Source organism: Vibrio rumoiensis (assembly GCF_002218045.2).
Taxonomy (GTDB): Bacteria; Pseudomonadota; Gammaproteobacteria; order Enterobacterales; family Vibrionaceae; genus Vibrio; species Vibrio rumoiensis.
Window position 1 is genome coordinate 1,674,948 of sequence record NZ_AP018685.1, and the last position, 18,535, is coordinate 1,693,482.

Genomic DNA, 18,535 nt, shown 5'->3' on the forward strand with positions numbered 1-18,535 from the left:
AATGAAGCGTGAGTCATTAAAGTTCTAGAAAATTCTGAATTAATTTAGAGCCCGCTTTTGACGAACGCTCTGGATGAAACTGCACGCCATAATAATTACCACTCTGCAGCGCCGCGGTAAATGGATTGCCATAATCACAACTAGCAATCGTGTAATCGCCAACGGGCATGGCATAACTGTGCACAAAATAGAAATAGCTCTCTGGCGGAATATCGTTAAATAACGGATGACCTTGTTGTGGCTGAATGGTATTCCAGCCCATATGTGGCAAGGGTAAATCGCCAGTATTCATTAAGCGAACTTCCCCATCACATAAACCGAGGCAGTTCACGACCGACTTACCTTTCTGGCCTTTTTCTTCCGATAACTGACCTAAAAGTTGCATTCCTAAGCAGATCCCTAATAACGGTTTTTCTACTTGCTTAACCAAAGTAATGAGATCACGCTCTTCGAGGTTTTTCATCGCCTCCGATGCCGTGCCAACACCAGGTAAAAACAATTTATCTGCGGCCAGTACTACCGCAGGGTCTTTAGAAATCGTAACCTTATAACCCAGTCGCTCAATCGCAAATCGAACCGAAGAGACATTGGCACAACCGGTATCAATAATGACTACTTTTTGTGACTGTACTTGTGTCGCTGTCATCACAACACTCCTTTACTGCTTGGTAACTCAGTGCCTTCCACTTTAATAGCTTGTCGCAACGTACGACCAAACGCTTTAAATAAACTTTCAATAATGTGGTGATCATTATCGCCCGTTGAGGATAGGTGAAGAGTACAAGCTAAAGTATCCGTTAGTGAACGGAAGAAGTGCACCACCATTTCAGTTGATAAGTCACCAACTTGTTCACGGCTAAACTTGGCATCAAACTTTAAGTACGGGCGGCCAGATAAATCCAATCCACACTGCGCTAAACATTCATCCATCGGCAAGCTAAAACCAAAGCGACCAATACCGCGCTTATCACCCAGTGCTTCTTTCAACGCTTGTCCTAAGGCTAGCGCGGTATCTTCAACCGTGTGGTGATCATCAATGTGCAGATCACCTTGTACTTCCGCTTTCAACTGGAAACCGCCGTGTGTCGCGATCTGATCAAGCATGTGGTCAAAAAAGCCCATCCCCGTTGAGATTTGGTTGCCACCCTGCTCATCTAAATTGACTGAAATACGAATATCGGTTTCTTTCGTTGTGCGAACCACGGTGGCAGTTCGAGCATTAACCGTTAAGTCTTTTAAGATATCTAACCAATTCATGGTTTCAGGATTGTACTGAATACCGCGAATCGCCATATTTTCGGCAAGTTGCAAATCGGTCGCACGATCACCAATTACCGCCGAGGTTTTAAAATCCACTCGACCTTGCTGTAAATAGTCTTTCACTAGCCCTAATTTCGGCTTGCGACAAGTACAGTTATCGGTTTCAAAGTGAGGACAAATCAGGACATCATCAAACTTCACACCCTGCGAAGTGAAAATATCCATCATCATATTATGAGGGGCATCAAAATCGGCTTGAGGGTAGCTCGGTGTACCCAAACCATCTTGGTTAGTCACCATAACTAAACGGTAACCAGCATCCTGTAGCTTTAATAATACAGGAATGACATTGGGTTCAAATTTCAGTTTATCTAATCGATCAACTTGAAAATCTTCTGGTGGTTCGACGATGAGCGTGCCATCACGGTCGATAAAAAGAATTTTATTAGCTTGGCTCACATTGATTTCCTTTCTTTGAGCAGCCATCACATGCTGGATGGCTCAGAGTCATTAATACAGCTATTACGCCATCGCATTGATTTGGTTACGGATAAAGCTCAAGGTTTTTTCGCATTCATCTCGGTTACCAATACTAATTCGCACACAATCTTTTATTGGCGAGTTACGCAATATAATGCCGCGATCCCATGCAGCTTTAAACATGGCGTCACCATCTTGGAACTGAATCAATAAATAATTTCCCCAGCCATCATACACCTTCACACCTTCAAGCATGGATAAGCCTGCTTGCAAATACGCACGGTTCGCCGAAATATCCAGTACTTGGTATTTCATACGGGCAAGACCAGCTTCAGACAAGGCCTGACAAGCAATATCGGCAACAGGGATTGGAACCGGATAAGGGGCAATCACTTTCAATAATACATTGATCAATTCTTCATTCGCCAGAGTAAAACCACAGCGCAATCCAGCCAAAGCAAAGGCTTTTGACATCGTTCTTAGAATTGCTAGGTTCGGATATTGAGCAAGTAAATCGACCGTTGAAGCTTCTGGGCAGAAGTCGATATACGCTTCATCCATCACAACAATAGCTTTATCTTTAGTCATTTCTAACAGCGTCACAATATCTTCACGCTGAATTAAATTTCCCGTTGGATTATTTGGGCTACAGACGAAAACCAATTTGACGTTATCTAATTGAGTTTGAATACCATCAAGATCTAACTGCCACTGTTCGGTTAATGGCACGACTTTGCGTTCAACACCAATTGTTTCAGCACTGATGGCGTACATACCGTACGTCGGTGGGCAATATAAGATCGCATCTTCATTTGGTTCGCAGAACGCTCGAATCAACAATTCAATTCCTTCATCGGCACCGCGGGAAGTGAGAACATGTTCCGCGTTGACGCCCGCATAAGCCGCATAAGCTTCGATCAGCGCTTTAGGCTGGCATTCACTGTAGCGATTTAGGCGAGTAAAGTTGGTTTTATATTCATTATCAAACGGTGATTCATTGGCATTTAACCAAACATCACCACTACCACCAATACGTCGAGCAGACAGGTATGGGGTTAAAGCTTGAACTTGTTTACGTGCTAACTTTTCCATGTTCTGCCCTTTTATTTTGCTTGTTGATTTAACTTATCGATTCGAATAGTCACGGCGCGTTTATGGGCATCTAGACCTTCTGCTTCAGCCATTGTCACAACGGTAGAGGCTAATCCTTGTAAACCTTCTTTCGTCAGCTCTTGAACCGTCATACGCTTAGAGAAATCCGCTAATCCCAAACTTGAATAAGTGCGGGTATACCCATACGTCGGTAAAACGTGATTCGTTCCTGACGCATAATCCCCTACCGATTCTGGTGACCATTGACCAAGAAAAATAGAGCCTGCGTTATCTAATAAAGGCAATAATTCACGAGGGTTCTTTGTTTGTACGATTAAGTGTTCTGGCCCATAGAAGTTAGAAATCGAAACACACTGGGTTAATGATTCCGTGATCACAATAAGACTTGAACCTAGGGCTTTTTCAGCAATATCACTGCGAGACAAAGATTTTAGTTGTTTCTGCACCGTTTCCGCGACCTGATCGGCAATCATTGGTGATGGCGTTAATAACACCACTTGCGAATCTGGGCCATGTTCAGCTTGAGAAAGTAAATCTGCCGCGACAAAATCTGCATCAGCAGTTTCATCGGCAATCACTAACACTTCAGAAGGACCGGCCGGCATATCGATTGCTGCACCACGAAAATCATTACTTACTTGGCGTTTAGCTTCGGTTACAAAGGCATTACCCGGACCAAAGATCTTATCCACTTTTGCGACCGTTTCAGTGCCATAAGCCATTGCTGCGACCGCTTGCGCACCGCCGACATTATAGACTTCATCGATATTACATAATTTTGCAACATATAATATTTCATCGGCAATCGGTGGTGGAGAACACAGTACAACTTTACGACAACCAGCGATTTGAGCGGGTACGCCAAGCATTAAAACCGTGGAAGGCAATGGCGCACTACCACCAGGAATATAAAGCCCAACTTTGTTGATGGCGCGAGTGACCAACTCACACACGACACCCGGTTGTGTTTCCACACTTAACGGTTGTGCTTTTTGCGCTTTGTGAAAAACTGAAATATTTCTATGGGCTTGTTCAAGTGCTTGTTTCATTTCATCAGATAAACGATCCGCAGCTTGTTCGATTTCCTGCGCCGAAACACGAATTGAATCCGGCGTCGATTTATCAAATTTTGCCGTTAATGCTTTAATTGCAGCATCGCCACCTTGCTTCACCTGATTGAGCACATCAGTCACAATCGAGGTAATGTTAGCACCATCGCTAATTGCTGGGCGCTCAAGTACCGTATTCTGTTGCTCTTCGCTTAATGATTGCCAAACGACGGTTTTCATACTGATCACTCCATCATTTTTTCAATTGGTAAAACTAAAATCGAACTCGCGCCTAATGCTTTTAAACCTTCCATTGTTTCCCAGAAAAGATTTTCTGTACTCACTAGGTGTACCGCAACACGGTTCTTTTCTTGAGATAATGGCAGTACTGTTGGATCTTCAGCACCCGGTAAGAGTTGTTTGACTTGCTCTAGCTTGTCTGATGGCGCGTGCAGCATAATGTATTTGGATTCTTTTGCTTGAATCACACCTTGCATGCGAGTCAGTAGCTTATCAATCAGGTCTGTACTTTCTGTTGAGAATTCACCAACACGTTGAATCAAGGTCGCTTTAGAGCGGAAAATCACTTCCACCTCTTTTAAGCCATTCGCTTCTAACGTTGCGCCAGTAGACACGAGATCAGCAATCGCATCGGCAAGACCAGCGCGTGGAGCGACTTCAACTGAGCCTGTGAGCATACAGGTACTAAAATTAATCCCTTGCTCATCCATGTAGCTTTTTAATAAATGAGGATAGGTTGTCGCAATACGTTTGCCAGCTAAATCTTGTGGTCCGTTATATTCTTCATCTTTATCAATCGCAATCGATAAGCGGCAACCACCGAAATCTAGACGACGAAGGGCATTAAACTCGCAAGCTTCACCGAGTGCTTTACGATCTAAGCGAACTTCTTCTAACTCATTCTCACCTATAAAACCTAAGTCAACGACACCATCCATAATGAGACCAGGAATGTCATCATCACGAACCAATAATAAATCAAGGGGCATATTTTCACAGTGAACCACTAAACGCTCACCGGCAATATTAAATTTCACACCGCATTTTTTCAGTAATAGTTGGCACTCTTTGCTTAAGCGGCCTTTTTTCTGAATAGCAATTCTTAGTCGTTTATTTTGCATTTCTCTATCCCTGTATTTTTAACTTTCAATTTTTTATCAGCGAAACATCACTAATCATCTATTTGTTATTTTTAAAACGTCCCTAAATGAAAAAACCCCCGGAGAGAGAACTCTTCCGAGGGTTTGAATCTTTTTACTGATTCAGGTCCGGAAGAGATATCTTCCGGATGCACACACTCACCCGCAAGATATAACAGGATGATGGTGATGATGAATGTTCATATCAAATGTGCGCATGGTTTCATTTACTCAATCAGTTTCAATAGCTTCACACTACCCAAGCTCGACTATTTTTTCAAGCCTTTATTCGAATTATTTTTCACCATCGGAATTCTGTCTCTTGATGTCACTTAAACATGTAGAAAAAAGCTGAGTCATTAACGAACTCAGCCTTTACATCACAATTCTAACCGCACGATTAAACTCGACTTTAAGCGATGGCTTTTTTCATTTTTGATTTAGAAACCACAGACATTACGGTGCAGCATCCAACAAAAGTAACACTAGCAGCCATAAAGCCAATTAATGAAGAGTCCGTTAGACCAAGAACAATAAAACCAACCGATGAAACTAAAGCGGTCGCCAACGCATATGGCAATTGTGTAGAAACGTGGTCGATATGATGACAACGTGCTCCTGTCGAAGACAAAATCGTCGTATCAGAAATTGGAGAACAATGGTCACCAAAAACAGAGCCCGCCAATACCGCGCTGAGCATCGGCAGCATAAGCGCTAAATCCGTCGCACCAGCCAAATCACCGGCAATCGGTAACATAATACCGAATGTGCCCCAAGAGGTTCCGGTTGAAAATGCCATCACACCTGAAAGCAAGAACAACAATACAGGTAACCAATGAACATCGATATTACCTTCAACTAACGTTGATAAATACGCACCAGTACCAACATCTTTAATCACGGCGCCAATCGTCCACGCAAACGCTAAAATTAGAATCGCACCAAACATCGATTTAGCACCGATCCAAAGAGTGACGAGCATATCTTTTAGCGGAATTTTTTGCTTGATAACGGTCGCAATCGCACACAGTAAACCAAGAAGCGCGCCAGAAAATAATGATTGGCCGACGTTAGTATTTTCAAATGCTTTTAAGATACTAAATGCTTGCCCATCCGCACTCAACGCATCAGCACCAGAACTGACCATGAAGTACACTGTCGCAATGATCAAAGTAACGATCGGCAAGATTAAGTTTGATACCGTACCTTCTTTGCATTCATTAATTTCTGATTCTTCGGTTAAATCAGGCGCATGTTCATCTCTATCATCGGTTTTACCTTGAGTGGCTGCAAGTTCATGCTTGCGCATAGGGCCAACATTAAGGTCAAACCAAATCATGGCAAACACCATTAATAACGCAAAGATTGCATAATAGTTCATCGGCACTAAGCGCATATAAGCACCCAGTGCAGAGTACTCAGTAATGCCGTGTGACACCAAGATACCGCTAACAACGGTCATAATATAAGCGCCCCAACTTGAAGCTGGCATAATGACACACATTGGCGCGGCCGTTGAATCTAAAATGTAAGCTAACTTAGAACGAGAAACTTGAAAACGATCCGTAACAGGACGAGAGATTGCGCCAACAGCTAGACTGTTAAAGTAGTCATCAATGAAAATGAAAACACCTAGCCATGCTGCTAGAAATTGTGCCCCTCTCCTACTTTTAATGCGCTTTTGCGCCCATTCTGCAAATGCATAAGTACCACCCGAAAGGGTTAATAATGCCGTCATCATTCCAAGAAGGATTAAGAACAATAAGATAAAGAGGCTATCCCAGTTCAATCCACCGTCACTAACAAAAACACCAAGAACCGTTGAGCTCGTATAGCTAACCGTCCCTGTGATCGAAAAACCGGTAAGTAACAATGCACCTAAAACAATGCCCACACCAAGCGAGAGCAGAACACGCCTAGTTAAAATGGCCATCGTAAGCGCAACAGCAGGTGGCAATAAAGATGCCGCTGAAGAAGTAAAATCGATTAAGTTCATGATCAAAAAAACCAAAATTGGTTAGAGATCTACTGCAGAAGGGATATTGTTGAAGAATAAGGTCGTAAAACAATAAATCATCTTGTTGATAAACGTTGAAAGCCAGTGAGTTTACTTTCATGTGTCTACAGTAGCGCTCCATAGTAAAAAAAACACATTATGCCGTCATGATGACGAGCACTATGCAAACTATGGCAGTGTTACACTTATTAAATGCAACCCCAGCAAGTGGTCTTGATAAACCTAACTAACCAAAACGCACTGGTTAGCTCTTACTTCGGCAAGATTTCCTTTCATACGCTCTCAAAGGCATCACCCTAAAACGTACTACTTATAAATATTGCGCCTCTACATCAGACTAAAACATTCACCTTACAAATGACCATTTATCAGGACATTCACAAAGGGTTCTAGCAAGATTCGGCTCATTGTAATGATCGAAAATCAAATGGCAAGATAAAAGTCGATAAATTCTCTTGAGTGGTATTGTTAACGAACCCGTCAAGCTAATAGTTAAATGTTTCCATCATGTTCAATAATATTAATACTACGATTAACAAGTGTATTAATATTAAAAATTTCTCGCCTAATTGGTCGCTAAGCAAATATAACTTTGACTAAAAAAGATATCGAATATAAAATTAGCTTACCTTTATCTATACCCAATTAACTTGAAGTTGCAGATTTCAAAACCTGAAAATTGTCGTTAATTCGAGTTGTCAGTGAGCCTGCAACTTTGGGCAAAGTCACATCAAAAAATAGATTTATTGCATCCTTAAAGGATGCTTTTGTCGGGAAGTAAACATTATTTCTGGCATGCTCATGCATGACCTTCCACAGTCGTTCTATTGGATTCAAATTTGGACTGTAAGGGGGCAAATAATGCAGTTCGATATTGAGCATCCGGGCAAAATCTTTTACCAGCTGACTTCGGTGATAACCGGCACCATCGAGAATTACATGAATCTTTTGCTCTAATGGATAATGATCTTTTTTCAGTTTCCAAAAGAAACGGGCAATACTTTCACTATCAATCGTTTCATAACTTTCGGTCACTGTCGTAGATATATCCGTTAGATTCAGTGCACCGACAAAGTTTAATCGTGTACGGCTACCGGTCGTTTCAATTACTTTATCTTCACCTTTGCGGATCCAACCGTAAGTGATTTTAGTCGCTTGGCTTGGATGCACTGCATCCATAAATAAAATCGGTTCATTGAGTTGCTTCAGCTCTTGATAATGCTGAATAAAAGCTTCTTGAGCTTCAGGATTAAGTTTGTGTGGAACACCTTTAGGTTGCTTATAGGAAAAGCCATTATGGTGTAACCATTTATTCATTCCAGCGACAGTGTAAGTCACTTGGAATTGATTCTGGACGTACTCAACAATCTGGTGAGTATGAAAATAGGTATTTTCAGCAAGATGCTCAATTAATGCCATCGTTTCATCGGCATTGAGTTTACTTTGTGAGCCACCATTTTCGGGTTTTAATTTTTCAGACTGTAAATAGTCATTGATATGACGAGTCACCGTCGTTTGATGAATTCGCAATGCTTGCGAAATCATAGAAACAGACCAACCTTCAGAAGCAAGCAGGACAGCTTTGATACGATCACATACTCGACGGTCACGAGATGAATCGTGCATCCGTTCAAGTTGTTTTTTCTTTTGGTTGGAAAGTTCTATTTTCATGTTTGGTAGCATGATCCTGTTCAAGGATAAAATCAAGCATCTTCAATGATCACGGGTATAGTAGTTGTATTATTAGTAGATAAACTTAATTCAGCAATTCTATTTTATAGGGCACTTATATGTCAGAAATCAAAAAGTCAGCATTATTAAATATTCGTAGTCTTCGCGCATTTACTCGTGATGAATTTACTTTAGCAGAAGTTGAAGAGTTGCTTGAAAAGCTGACTACTGTTGTAGCAGAAAGAAAAGAAGCTGAAGAACAAGAATTAGCAGAACAAGCAGAGCGTGAAGCGAAGCTGGCTGAATATGCTAAGATGATCGCAAAAGACGGAATTGATTTAGAAGATCTTATTTCTGCAATGAGCGGTGGAGAATCGAAATCTAAAGCGCGTAAAAAACGCCAACCTCGTCCAGCGAAATATGAATATACTCTAAATGGCGAGCGTAAAACATGGACTGGCCAAGGTCGTACACCATCAGCGATTCAAGAAGCACTTGATGCAGGAAAATCAATCGATGACTTCCTAATCAAATAACCGCTATATCTTTAATTAAAAAAGGGAGCATTACGCTCCCTTTTTTATTTTTTTACAATGACTTATTTATTCACCAAGTATATTCGCCACTTGAGTTGGATAATACTATCTTTCCCAATATGCCTCTTCTAAACTATCTTCTTTTTCAGGCAAACCTCGAGATAAACGTGGTGAGTGCTGTGCTAACACTTCATAACTGACGCGGTTGGCATATTTACATACTTGCGAAAATGACGAATAAGTCAAAAATGGGTACTCGTGTTTACTCGAATTAGGAATATTCTCTCTATGGTATTTGTTCGCTGCCATATCGTGCAAAATTGCGGATAAGGCGGCATCCCCTGCCCCATTAGTATTCTTTATTTTTTCAGGGCCACCCATATACGGCGCAATATGCGAATATACTTTTATCGGGTCTTTACATAGCGCACGAACGGTTGGTCGACTAAATTCATATTGATTAAATTCAGCAATTGAACCTGGTAGTAAAGGTAATGTTGTTGGGCGCTTAGCTTCATTTTCTGTGTAACCCGCCATATATAAACCAACAGGGCCTGCAGTGCATAAAACCAAATCAACCCAATTAAGAGCGGTACTTGATGCTAATAAAGGATCATGCTCCCCTGTTAAGGCTTCAGCTTCTTCTTCATTCATAGCCAAAACGGACACATGCTGCTGAATGAAATCACACCAATATTTCGCATCATCTTGAATCACATATTTAGTCCCAAGTGTTAGTACGACTGGAACATCATATTTTTTGGCGTACTCAATCGCTTTCATCGTGGCTTCTGGCATTGGATCGCCAGGTTTACAACGAACTAAGTAAGCGGTTAAAACCAAAGCAGAAGCATTTTCAAAAATATGCTCAGGAATGCTCGTTGGTAATAACTGATTCATCTTACCTTCATTGATTGCGAAAGTACGTTCACCATTTTCACTAATAAGGGCAAAACAACGACCAATAGCACCTTCCACACCTTGTAAATAGTTCAAGTCCATGCGGCTCGATGTATTGCATAAGTAACGATAACCATAGCTACCTATATTAATACTATTGCTCATAACCCCTAATAGCGTCGATTTATCATCAGCTAATACGGAATAGTTATGCAATGTATTCCCTATTGTGCCACCAGCAAACTCATCCGTTATTAAGTCATATTGTTTTAACTCGTTATATAACGCTTCAGCTGTATCATCGTCGATAACCAATGAATGACCTTTACTCAATTGGTATTTTTCAATAAATTCATCGCTCACTTTTGCTTCGATATCAACCAAAGTCTGATCAATACCAATGATATGAGTACGAGACATTTGCTTGCTTTCTTGCGCTTGGCTGACAAGCGGATCACGAGCATCAACGGGGAAATAGTGTTTTGATTTACGCTGGCCGGGGAATTTCATAAGGATTATGTAGGTTATGAACAGGGAGTTGAATTGTAGCCATCAATTGAACAGGCAGCAATATAGCGACCAATAGCAACCGTTTGCCAACAAAAATAAAATAGTTCATGAAATAAAAAACAAAAAAAGCGACACTCTGGTCGCTTCTTTTAAGTTGAATTAATCGTGTTATTGTTGATCGATCAACCAAACTTGGAAGTCTTTTCTCTCTTGCTTATTCGCTTTTAAATACCAAGCTTTAAGCTGACCAACATTTTCACTATCTGCTTTCATTTGACCTTGAACAGGTAAATTTTTTGCGGCAACCGCACCAGTAGTGATAGCAGCCACACCACCACGCATATTGTAATCCATCACATCTTCGATGAAGTTGCGGCCGAGTTGTACACCTTCTGCAGATAAAGGTTCCTGTTTGACATCCACAGGCTGTTGTTGGCTATTGACCATTGACCACTCGAAATCATCAATTTCACTACGGGCCTGAGACAAATCACGATATTCAGGCAATACAAAAGTCAGCTCATCATCTTGCGCTGTAAATTTTGCGACAATCACTTCACTATAAACTTTACGCAATGTGTCATTTTCCATCACGCTTGGTTGAAACTTAAACACAATTTGGTTTTCGCCATCAGGTAAGACGAGTGTATTTTGACCAAATAACCCGCCTTTTTCTATTTTCGGCTTGAGAGAGTTGACTACCAACAAGTTAATACTATCTGGAAGTGGGACTTTCACTTCGGCTTGAACCAATTGACTCACCAACAATGCAATGCAACCTACTGCAGAAAATAATTTCTTAGTCATATACATCCCTTATTTAAAAATAAAAAAGCCCGGTAGAAACCGAGCTTTTATACTATCACAAGTTCTAGACTTGATTACCAGTAGAAACGAGCACCAAGTCCGAAGTTAGTTTCGCTGTCTGCTGTTGAAGGACCAATAAGATTGTCATTTTCATCAACAAAACCTAGTGTCGCACCATCTGCATAACCAACTTCTGCAAATACACGAGCCCAGCTAGAGAATTTGTATTCAACACCAACAAAAGTGTTGTTGCCATCTTCATCGCCGTAGTCACCAGCATCTTGCTTCACATACTCATAACCTGCATAAAGAGAAGTTTTCTCAACAAATGTCCAATATGCACCAACAGAGATTGCATTTTGGTCAACATCAAAATCACTATCTTTTACTTCAACTTTTGAACCGTAGTAAGTAGCACTCAACTGAAGTGTATCTGTAGCATCGAATACACCAGTTGCTTCGTAGTAAGTATTGCTAACATCAAGAGATGTGTTACCTGCTTTAAAGTCATGGTTGCGGTTGTAACCACCACCAGCATGGAAGCTAAACGCACCAAAAGAAGCTCCAACAAAACCTTCCGCTAAATCTTGGTGAGATGAGCTATCATTAAAGCCGTATGCAGCTTTTACCCACCAGTTATCTAGATCTAATGAGTATTTAATTTGAGAATCATTTAATGCGCCATTTAATTGGCCATATAGATTACCTGTACCACCAAAGAAGTAAGAGTAATCTGTACCACCTAGATCATCCGAAACAGTCCAATCTTTACCAAATTGTATAGTACCTAAATCAGTTGCAAAACCTACCATGTGACGACGAACTGTCACATCAGAACTGTCATTAGCTGGAACCCCCACTTCAACGAGACCTAGCACAGCAAAGTTATCGCTTACATTGTACTTAGCATCAACACCTGTACGTGATGAACCTGTAGAAAGGTCACCGTTGTAATCATCAGCATCCATGAATTTCATTTCAGTACGTAGCTGACCATAAAAATCTACAGTTGCTTCATCGCTGCTGTAGATTTCAGCAGCATTCGCTGCACCCGTAAATGCTGCTGCTGATACAGCTAGCGCTAAAAGTGATTTTTTCATAATAATCCACTGCCTTTTATTAATTTGAAATTCCCTTTGGGATTCCTTTCTTTTTTTTATCGCCTGTCAGTTATCAGTATCTAACTAACAAGCGGTACATCTGATTCGCACCCAAAGATTGCAATAAGTTCCCCAAAAGTGTCAAATTAAATAAAAAAAAGTAAATCACAGCGCAAAAAATATAAAAACCCATAAAAATCAATTAATTAGATTAAAATCAGATTAAAAAAAAGAGCATAACAATTGAATAACATCAAACTTGCTAGAGCAAAAAACAACCAAACAGCAGTCATAAAATCTAAAAAAATATAATCATCTCGATACAAAATCACAATAAATAATAAAAAACAGAATTAAACACCAAATGGCACTCAAATCATACAAACCACAATAACCAATGAATCTCATGCACTAATCTGTGATTTCGATCTTATTTCTTGTGACAAAAGAATGACGAGGAGGTTAATTTTCGACCTAAAAGGAATCATTCCTGCCACCTACTTTTAAAGAAAAACTTAACCAATACTTTCTCAAACAAGTAAAAACCTCCCACATTTAATCTGAGAATTAACTTTTAGTCACATCAATTAGATAGGTTACTTGGCATAACCACTGTGATAATATCCAGTTGTTCATTTAAGAGATCCCAGCATGCTATCTGCCAATATTCAAAAAGCCATCAAGCACAGTTATCAAAACCTATCTCAACAACTGGATGGTTTTATTCCACGTCGAGCTCAAAACTATCTTGTCGCAGAAATAGCGAAAACACTGTCGGGTACCTACCATAAATCCAATCGGATGATTGTGGCAGAAGCGGGAACTGGGATCGGTAAGTCTCTAGCCTATTTAATGGCTTCCGTTCCTTTTGCACAATTCGGTGAAAAGAAAATCATCATTTCAACCGCAACGGTTGCGCTACAAGAGCAGTTAATCAATAAAGATATGCCGCTTTATCGTCGTTTGGTCGAGGCCCCTTTTACTTTTCTATTAGCTAAAGGACGTCAGCGCTACTGCTGTGCTGAAAAATTGATGTTAGCTTCTGGTGGGCAACAAGATGGTCAGCAGATGGCGATGTTTGAAAATAAACCGAAACAGCAAGATATAAAGCAGTTGCAAGATTTATATAACGCTTTTTCAACTCAAAAATGGGATGGCGATCGAGATAGTTGGCCAGAAACGATCCCGGATGATATTTGGAAAATTATCGTTAGTGATAAGCACAGTTGTAATAATTCGATGCCCTCACATCGAGATTGCCCTTTCCAGAAAGCTCGAGCGGATCTTGATAAAGCCGACATCATTATTGCCAATCACAGTTTAGTCATGGCCGATGCTGATCTGGGTGGCGGCGTGATTTTGCCAGAACCAGAGCAAAGTATTTATATTTTTGATGAAGCACACCATCTACCGAACGTGGCCCGTGAACATGCTTCAGCCGCCGCCACTTTAAAAGGCGCAGCGGGCTGGTTAGAAAGCCTCAATAAAGCCGTCGTGAAAATAGCGAACTTGACTGATGCCAAGCGTAGTGCTCGATTTAGAAATGAATTGCAAGACGCTATCCAACAACTAATACCTGCTCTTACCCAATTAAGTACACGATTTAATGCCAATGAATTTAAAGAACGTATTTATCGCTTTGAACATGGAGAGTTACCGACTTGGTTAGAAGAAGAATCTAAAAGCCTAAAAATACTGAGTAAAAAAGCGCATCAAGCGATGAATAAAATCGCAGATTTAATTTCAGAGCGAGTTAAAGATGGTGAATTATCTTCTCGCCTTGCAGAACCGGCCCTATCGGAATCAGGCTTTTATCTACAACGCTTAGAAAACCTGGCTAAGGTATGGCACTTAATGGCTGAACCAAATCATGATAAAGGGGCACCGCTTGCTCGTTGGATAGAGGTTAGCCCTGAGCGTGAAGATGATTTCATCATCAGTGTTTCCCCTCTCGAAGTCGGTTGGCAACTTGATCGCCAATTATGGAGTCGCTGTGCAGGCGCGGTATTAGTATCCGCCACCATGAGAGCACTGAATTCATTCCAATATTTCGCCATTCAAGCCGGTGTTAGCCTAAAAGCTGAAGACGCCACTCAGTTTCTCGCATTAGCATCGCCTTTTGATTACAAAAATAATGCAGAGTTACTGGTGCCTAATATTAAATTTGAACCTCAACATCCCGATTTCACTCGTTATCTCGGTGAAATCCTACCCAATTATATTCAAAAAAATAAAGCGAACTTAGTATTATTCTCTTCTTATTGGCAAATGAACCAAGTGGCAGAGAAACTCGAAGCGCTAGCGATAAAAGAAAAGTGGAATTTACAACTCCAAGGTAAACGTTCACGGACCGAAATATTGAATAAGCACAAAGCTTATTGCCAATTTGAGCAAACAAGTGTGATTTTTGGTACTGGCAGTTTTTCTGAAGGGTTAGATTTACCGGGCAAGTTACTTGAGAACCTAATTATCACAAAAATTCCGTTTGGCGTCCCGACCTCACCAGTAGAAGAAGCACATTCGGAATATATCGTGCAAAAAGGCGGAAATCCGTTTTTGCAGATCTCAGTTCCTGAAGCGAGTAAGAAACTTATTCAATCGGTAGGCCGTTTACTGCGGAAAGAGCAAGATTCTGGTAGAGTCGTGATCTTAGACCGACGCATAGTGACCAAACGCTATGGAAAATCATTATTGGATGCCCTACCGCCTTTTGCGCGAAAAATAGAATATTAGATTAGGGCTTACAAGATAATTATTATTTGATTTAGATTTGACCATTTTATTAATGAGTCATCTAGAGATGAACTAACTAAGAAGATCATTTATGGAAATGTTAGACCCAACGATGCTTATCATTCTGGGCCTTGTTGCTTTTGCTGCTGGTTTTATCGATGCGGTTGCTGGCGGTGGCGGTATGTTAACGGTACCCGCACTACTTTCCATTGGTCTACCTCCCCATTTGGCGCTTGGTACCAACAAACTGTCTGCAACCTTTGCCTCTTCGACCGCCGCTTTTACGTATTACAAGAAACGCCTGTTCACACCTGAATTTTGGTACCGGTCATTTATTGCCACGTTAATCGGTGCCATTAGCGGCACTTTAGCGGTCAATGTCATCAGTACTGATTGGCTAGAAAAGTTATTACCGTTAATCATTCTCGCAACGGCGGTTTATACTATTTTTCATAAATCTCCAAAAGAAAACCACAACGACATGCCAGACTTTGATGCTAAGACCCATAAAAAGCAAGTCATTCAAGGTTTAACACTTGGTTTCTATGACGGTGCGATTGGTCCTGGCACGGGTGCATTTTGGACAGTGAGTAATATGGCTCTATACCGGATGAATATCTTACTTTCATCTGGTGTAGCGAAAGCCATGAACTTCACGAGCAATTTTACATCCCTAGTGACCTTTGCCATATTAGGCCACATTAATTGGGCATTAGGTTTAACCATGGGGCTCTGCTTAATGGCAGGGGCTTACGTTGGCGCTCATTCAGCGATTCGCTTTGGTGCTGCATTCATTCGTCCTGTTTTTGTCACAGTTGTCAGTGTCATGGCCATTAAGCTCGCTTATGAAGCCTGGTTTTAATCGAGGGAAATATGAGTCATTTCAACGATATTGCAGAAAAGCTCGATGCATTAGCAAAACAGGCCGCTCAACGTGACCGACAAAAAGGCGAACATCATCAAGCATTATTTGATGAGCACCTTTTTAGCTGTAGAGCTCGATTTCTCGTTCCTTGTGTTGCTGAAGCACAATCAACCTATGACAGCATCGTTCGCGAGCAGCAAGCCAATAGATTGACCCAGTTACGTGCTGAGCATTTAAGCCAAAAACTTATTGCCCAATTAGAAGCGATACAACGAGAACTAGCCACTGGGGCAATTCGCCATAATGAAATTAAACATAGCAGCCATTACCGTAAACCGATCAGCGAGCTATACCAAGATTTATCCCAACACCAAGAGTGGGAAATTCGCTTAAAAGATCTTGTACTGCAAAAAACGCATCTAGTAGAGCATTGCAGCAGCTTTCAACGAGCAAAAGCACAGCAGGATCTCTTAGTCGCTGAACAACGACTAGAGCGCTGCCAAGCCGCTAAATTGAAAATAGAAAAGCAAATTACCTACAGAGAAAGGCATAACCCAAGTAATGACTACTGAACACCAACCTAGCCCGCTAGATTCGGCACCAGAAGAAATAAAATTAGCGGTCGATCTTATTTATTTATTAGAATCAAATGAGATTGATCCAAACATCGCATTAGAAGCTCTGAAAATTGTAGAAGCCGATTTAAAGAAGAAACTACAAAGTCAATAAACTAAATAACTCACAATCTATAAGCATCATAGCGTTATCAGAACTACGCATACAAAAAAGCGTTTCTCTCCTATTCATGGAAGAGAAACGCTCAAGTTAAAATTTAATATCAATTAATTAGCTATTACGCAGTGCATCAATACGCTTATCAAGCGGAGGATGGCTCATTAGTAGTTCCATCATGGTTCTCTTGCCATTGATCCCAAATGCCATCATAGAGCCTTCTAATTGCGGTTCGTGGCTCATTTTCAAACGCTCAAGTGCAGCGATCATTTTTTGTTTACCGACTAAATTTGCTGCACCTGCATCCGCATGAAACTCACGATGACGGCTGTACCACATGGTAATAAAGCTCGCCAAGAAACCAAAGACTAACTCCAATACCATCGAGATTAAAAAATAGCTCATCATGTTTGAGCCACCGCCTTCTTCGTTATCTCTTGAGCTCACAAGGTTTGCAATAGTACGAGACAAGAAAATAACGAAGGTATTCACGACACCCTGCATTAACGTCATCGTCACCATGTCGCCATTAGAAATATGGCTAACCTCATGAGCCAGTACCGCTTCTGCCTCATCACGAGTCATGTTATGCAATAAACCCGTTGAAACTGCAACGAGTGAGTCATCTCGTTTTGCTCCAGTCGCAAAAGCATTGATATCTGGTGAATCATAAATCGCAACCGTTGGCATACCAATACCAACTTGTTGCGCCTGACGACTGACTGTCTGTACTAACCAATGCTCGGTTTCATTTCTTGGTGTTTCTATAATTTGACCACCAACCGATCGTAATGCCATTTTTTTAGACATCAACAATGAAATGAATGAGCCACCAAAACCAAATAAAGCCGCCATGACTAATAGGCCGGAAAGGCTTCCTGGTTGCATCCCTGTTACCGCATAAACAATGTTTAAAACAACACTTAGTACCAGTACTACGGCTAAGTTAGTTGCTAAAAATAACATCACTCGTTTCATTCTTTTCTGTCTCCATTGAGAAACTATTCATTATTCATCGTGCCCTTATGGCCCAATAAAAAACCAACTTGCATTAATACAGTTTTATTACCACTCTGAATTCTGCATATTAGGGTTACTTCTATATATAGTCATTCATTTTAACTTCAAGGTTAAGAGCTAAATTGAAACATTTAGTGTCGCCCCGGCATCGCTCTTAAAATCCATTCGACTATAGTATGAATTATGTACTCAACAGCCAAGTTGTGTGACATCAATCACACATTAAAGTTTCTAAGTTCAGTATCTAAATCTCTGAACAAAAAGGGTTATGCTCAAAATATCAACACAACTCTAGCCTTCGTTATACTTTAGTCTTATTGCTCGTTTTGATGAATGCCCTTAAGTTGTTAACATTATCGAAAATAATAAGGATCATAGGTATGGCGGATAAAGAAAATTACCAAATGGCAATCGATTTATTATCGTGCCATCTAGGCTTATCGGAAGAAGAAGCAAAAGAACGCTTAGGTTTAGCTGAAAAAAAATCAGAGCAGCCTATAAAACTTGTGCCTGATAGCGCTCCAACTCGTTAATAGAAAAGATAAAATTAAAAAGCTGCATGGTATATGCAGCTTTTACTTT

At 40.7% G+C, this 18,535-nt stretch carries 17 protein-coding genes, 1 riboswitch and 1 other annotated feature; of the genes, 6 read left to right on the forward strand and 11 right to left on the reverse strand.

Annotated features, from left to right (window positions below; genetic code table 11):
- Positions 1–16: 16 nt before the first annotated feature.
- The 7 genes from hisH to VRUMOI_RS07770 all read right to left on the reverse strand — a co-directional run bounded on the left by hisH (position 17) and on the right by VRUMOI_RS07770 (position 8,750).
- On the reverse strand, positions 17–646 hold the full coding sequence (gene hisH, locus VRUMOI_RS07740; protein ID WP_089139711.1) for an imidazole glycerol phosphate synthase subunit HisH: 630 nt from the start codon (positions 644–646) through the stop codon (positions 17–19).
- Entirely contained in the window at positions 646–1,719 is a 1,074-nt protein-coding gene (hisB, locus tag VRUMOI_RS07745; protein WP_089139710.1) for a bifunctional histidinol-phosphatase/imidazoleglycerol-phosphate dehydratase HisB, read from the reverse strand. The genes hisH and hisB overlap by 1 nt, the downstream gene beginning before the upstream one ends.
- 63 nt (positions 1,720–1,782) lie before the next feature.
- Complete coding sequence (gene hisC / locus VRUMOI_RS07750) at positions 1,783–2,832, reverse strand: histidinol-phosphate transaminase (RefSeq protein ID WP_089139709.1); 1,050 nt, start codon at positions 2,830–2,832, stop codon at positions 1,783–1,785.
- 11 nt (positions 2,833–2,843) lie between these two features.
- Positions 2,844–4,148, reverse strand: a complete 1,305-nt coding sequence (gene hisD / locus VRUMOI_RS07755) for a histidinol dehydrogenase (protein ID WP_089139842.1) — start codon at positions 4,146–4,148, stop codon at positions 2,844–2,846.
- A complete protein-coding gene (gene hisG, locus VRUMOI_RS07760) occupies positions 4,148–5,044 on the reverse strand; it encodes an ATP phosphoribosyltransferase (RefSeq protein WP_089139708.1) in 897 nt (298 codons plus the stop codon). The genes hisD and hisG overlap by 1 nt, the downstream gene beginning before the upstream one ends.
- A gap of 86 nt (positions 5,045–5,130) precedes the next feature.
- Positions 5,131–5,258: a sequence feature (His leader region), on the reverse strand.
- 216 nt (positions 5,259–5,474) lie between these two features.
- The gene (locus tag VRUMOI_RS07765) at positions 5,475–7,058 is read right to left on the reverse strand and encodes a Na+/H+ antiporter NhaC family protein (RefSeq protein WP_089139707.1); all 1,584 of its coding nucleotides are present in this window, start codon (positions 7,056–7,058) and stop codon (positions 5,475–5,477) included.
- A gap of 123 nt (positions 7,059–7,181) precedes the next feature.
- Positions 7,182–7,417: riboswitch (Lysine riboswitch) on the reverse strand.
- 307 nt (positions 7,418–7,724) lie between these two features.
- Complete coding sequence (locus tag VRUMOI_RS07770; protein WP_110410653.1) at positions 7,725–8,750, reverse strand: IS630 family transposase; 1,026 nt, start codon at positions 8,748–8,750, stop codon at positions 7,725–7,727.
- 119 nt (positions 8,751–8,869) lie between these two features.
- Between VRUMOI_RS07770 and VRUMOI_RS07775 the strand changes: the two genes are divergently transcribed.
- Positions 8,870–9,286, forward strand: a complete 417-nt coding sequence (locus VRUMOI_RS07775; RefSeq protein ID WP_089139706.1) for an H-NS family histone-like protein — start codon at positions 8,870–8,872, stop codon at positions 9,284–9,286.
- A gap of 105 nt (positions 9,287–9,391) precedes the next feature.
- Here the strand turns inward: VRUMOI_RS07775 and VRUMOI_RS07780 are convergent, their stop codons facing one another.
- From VRUMOI_RS07780 to VRUMOI_RS07790, 3 genes are all read right to left on the reverse strand, one after another.
- On the reverse strand, positions 9,392–10,696 hold the full coding sequence (locus tag VRUMOI_RS07780) for an inosine/guanosine kinase (protein ID WP_089139705.1): 1,305 nt from the start codon (positions 10,694–10,696) through the stop codon (positions 9,392–9,394).
- Between the two features lie 168 nt (positions 10,697–10,864).
- Positions 10,865–11,503, reverse strand: coding sequence for a DUF2057 family protein (locus VRUMOI_RS07785; RefSeq protein ID WP_162598351.1), 639 nt, complete (start codon positions 11,501–11,503; stop codon positions 10,865–10,867).
- 74 nt (positions 11,504–11,577) lie between these two features.
- Entirely contained in the window at positions 11,578–12,603 is a 1,026-nt protein-coding gene (locus tag VRUMOI_RS07790; protein ID WP_089139703.1) for a porin, read from the reverse strand.
- Positions 12,604–13,254: 651 nt separating this feature from the next.
- Here VRUMOI_RS07790 and dinG point away from each other — a divergent pair.
- The 4 genes from dinG to rsmS all read left to right on the forward strand — a co-directional run bounded on the left by dinG (position 13,255) and on the right by rsmS (position 16,930).
- A complete protein-coding gene (dinG, locus tag VRUMOI_RS07795) occupies positions 13,255–15,336 on the forward strand; it encodes an ATP-dependent DNA helicase DinG (protein ID WP_089139702.1) in 2,082 nt (693 codons plus the stop codon).
- 91 nt (positions 15,337–15,427) lie between these two features.
- Positions 15,428–16,198: a sulfite exporter TauE/SafE family protein gene (locus VRUMOI_RS07800; RefSeq protein ID WP_089139701.1), complete on the forward strand. Its 771-nt coding sequence runs from the start codon at positions 15,428–15,430 to the stop codon at positions 16,196–16,198.
- Between the two features lie 11 nt (positions 16,199–16,209).
- Entirely contained in the window at positions 16,210–16,773 is a 564-nt protein-coding gene (locus VRUMOI_RS07805) for a primosomal replication protein (protein WP_089139700.1), read from the forward strand.
- Positions 16,763–16,930 (forward strand): pleiotropic regulatory protein RsmS, encoded by a 168-nt coding sequence (gene rsmS, locus VRUMOI_RS07810; RefSeq protein ID WP_089139699.1) that lies wholly within the window; start codon positions 16,763–16,765, stop codon positions 16,928–16,930. The genes VRUMOI_RS07805 and rsmS overlap by 11 nt, the downstream gene beginning before the upstream one ends.
- 117 nt (positions 16,931–17,047) lie before the next feature.
- On the opposite strand, the gene htpX is transcribed toward rsmS, so the two are convergent.
- Positions 17,048–17,911 (reverse strand): protease HtpX, encoded by an 864-nt coding sequence (htpX, locus tag VRUMOI_RS07815; RefSeq protein ID WP_089139698.1) that lies wholly within the window; start codon positions 17,909–17,911, stop codon positions 17,048–17,050.
- Positions 17,912–18,333: 422 nt separating this feature from the next.
- Between htpX and VRUMOI_RS19360 the strand changes: the two genes are divergently transcribed.
- Complete coding sequence (locus tag VRUMOI_RS19360; protein ID WP_089139697.1) at positions 18,334–18,486, forward strand: hypothetical protein; 153 nt, start codon at positions 18,334–18,336, stop codon at positions 18,484–18,486.
- The last annotated feature ends 49 nt before the right edge of the window (positions 18,487–18,535 follow it).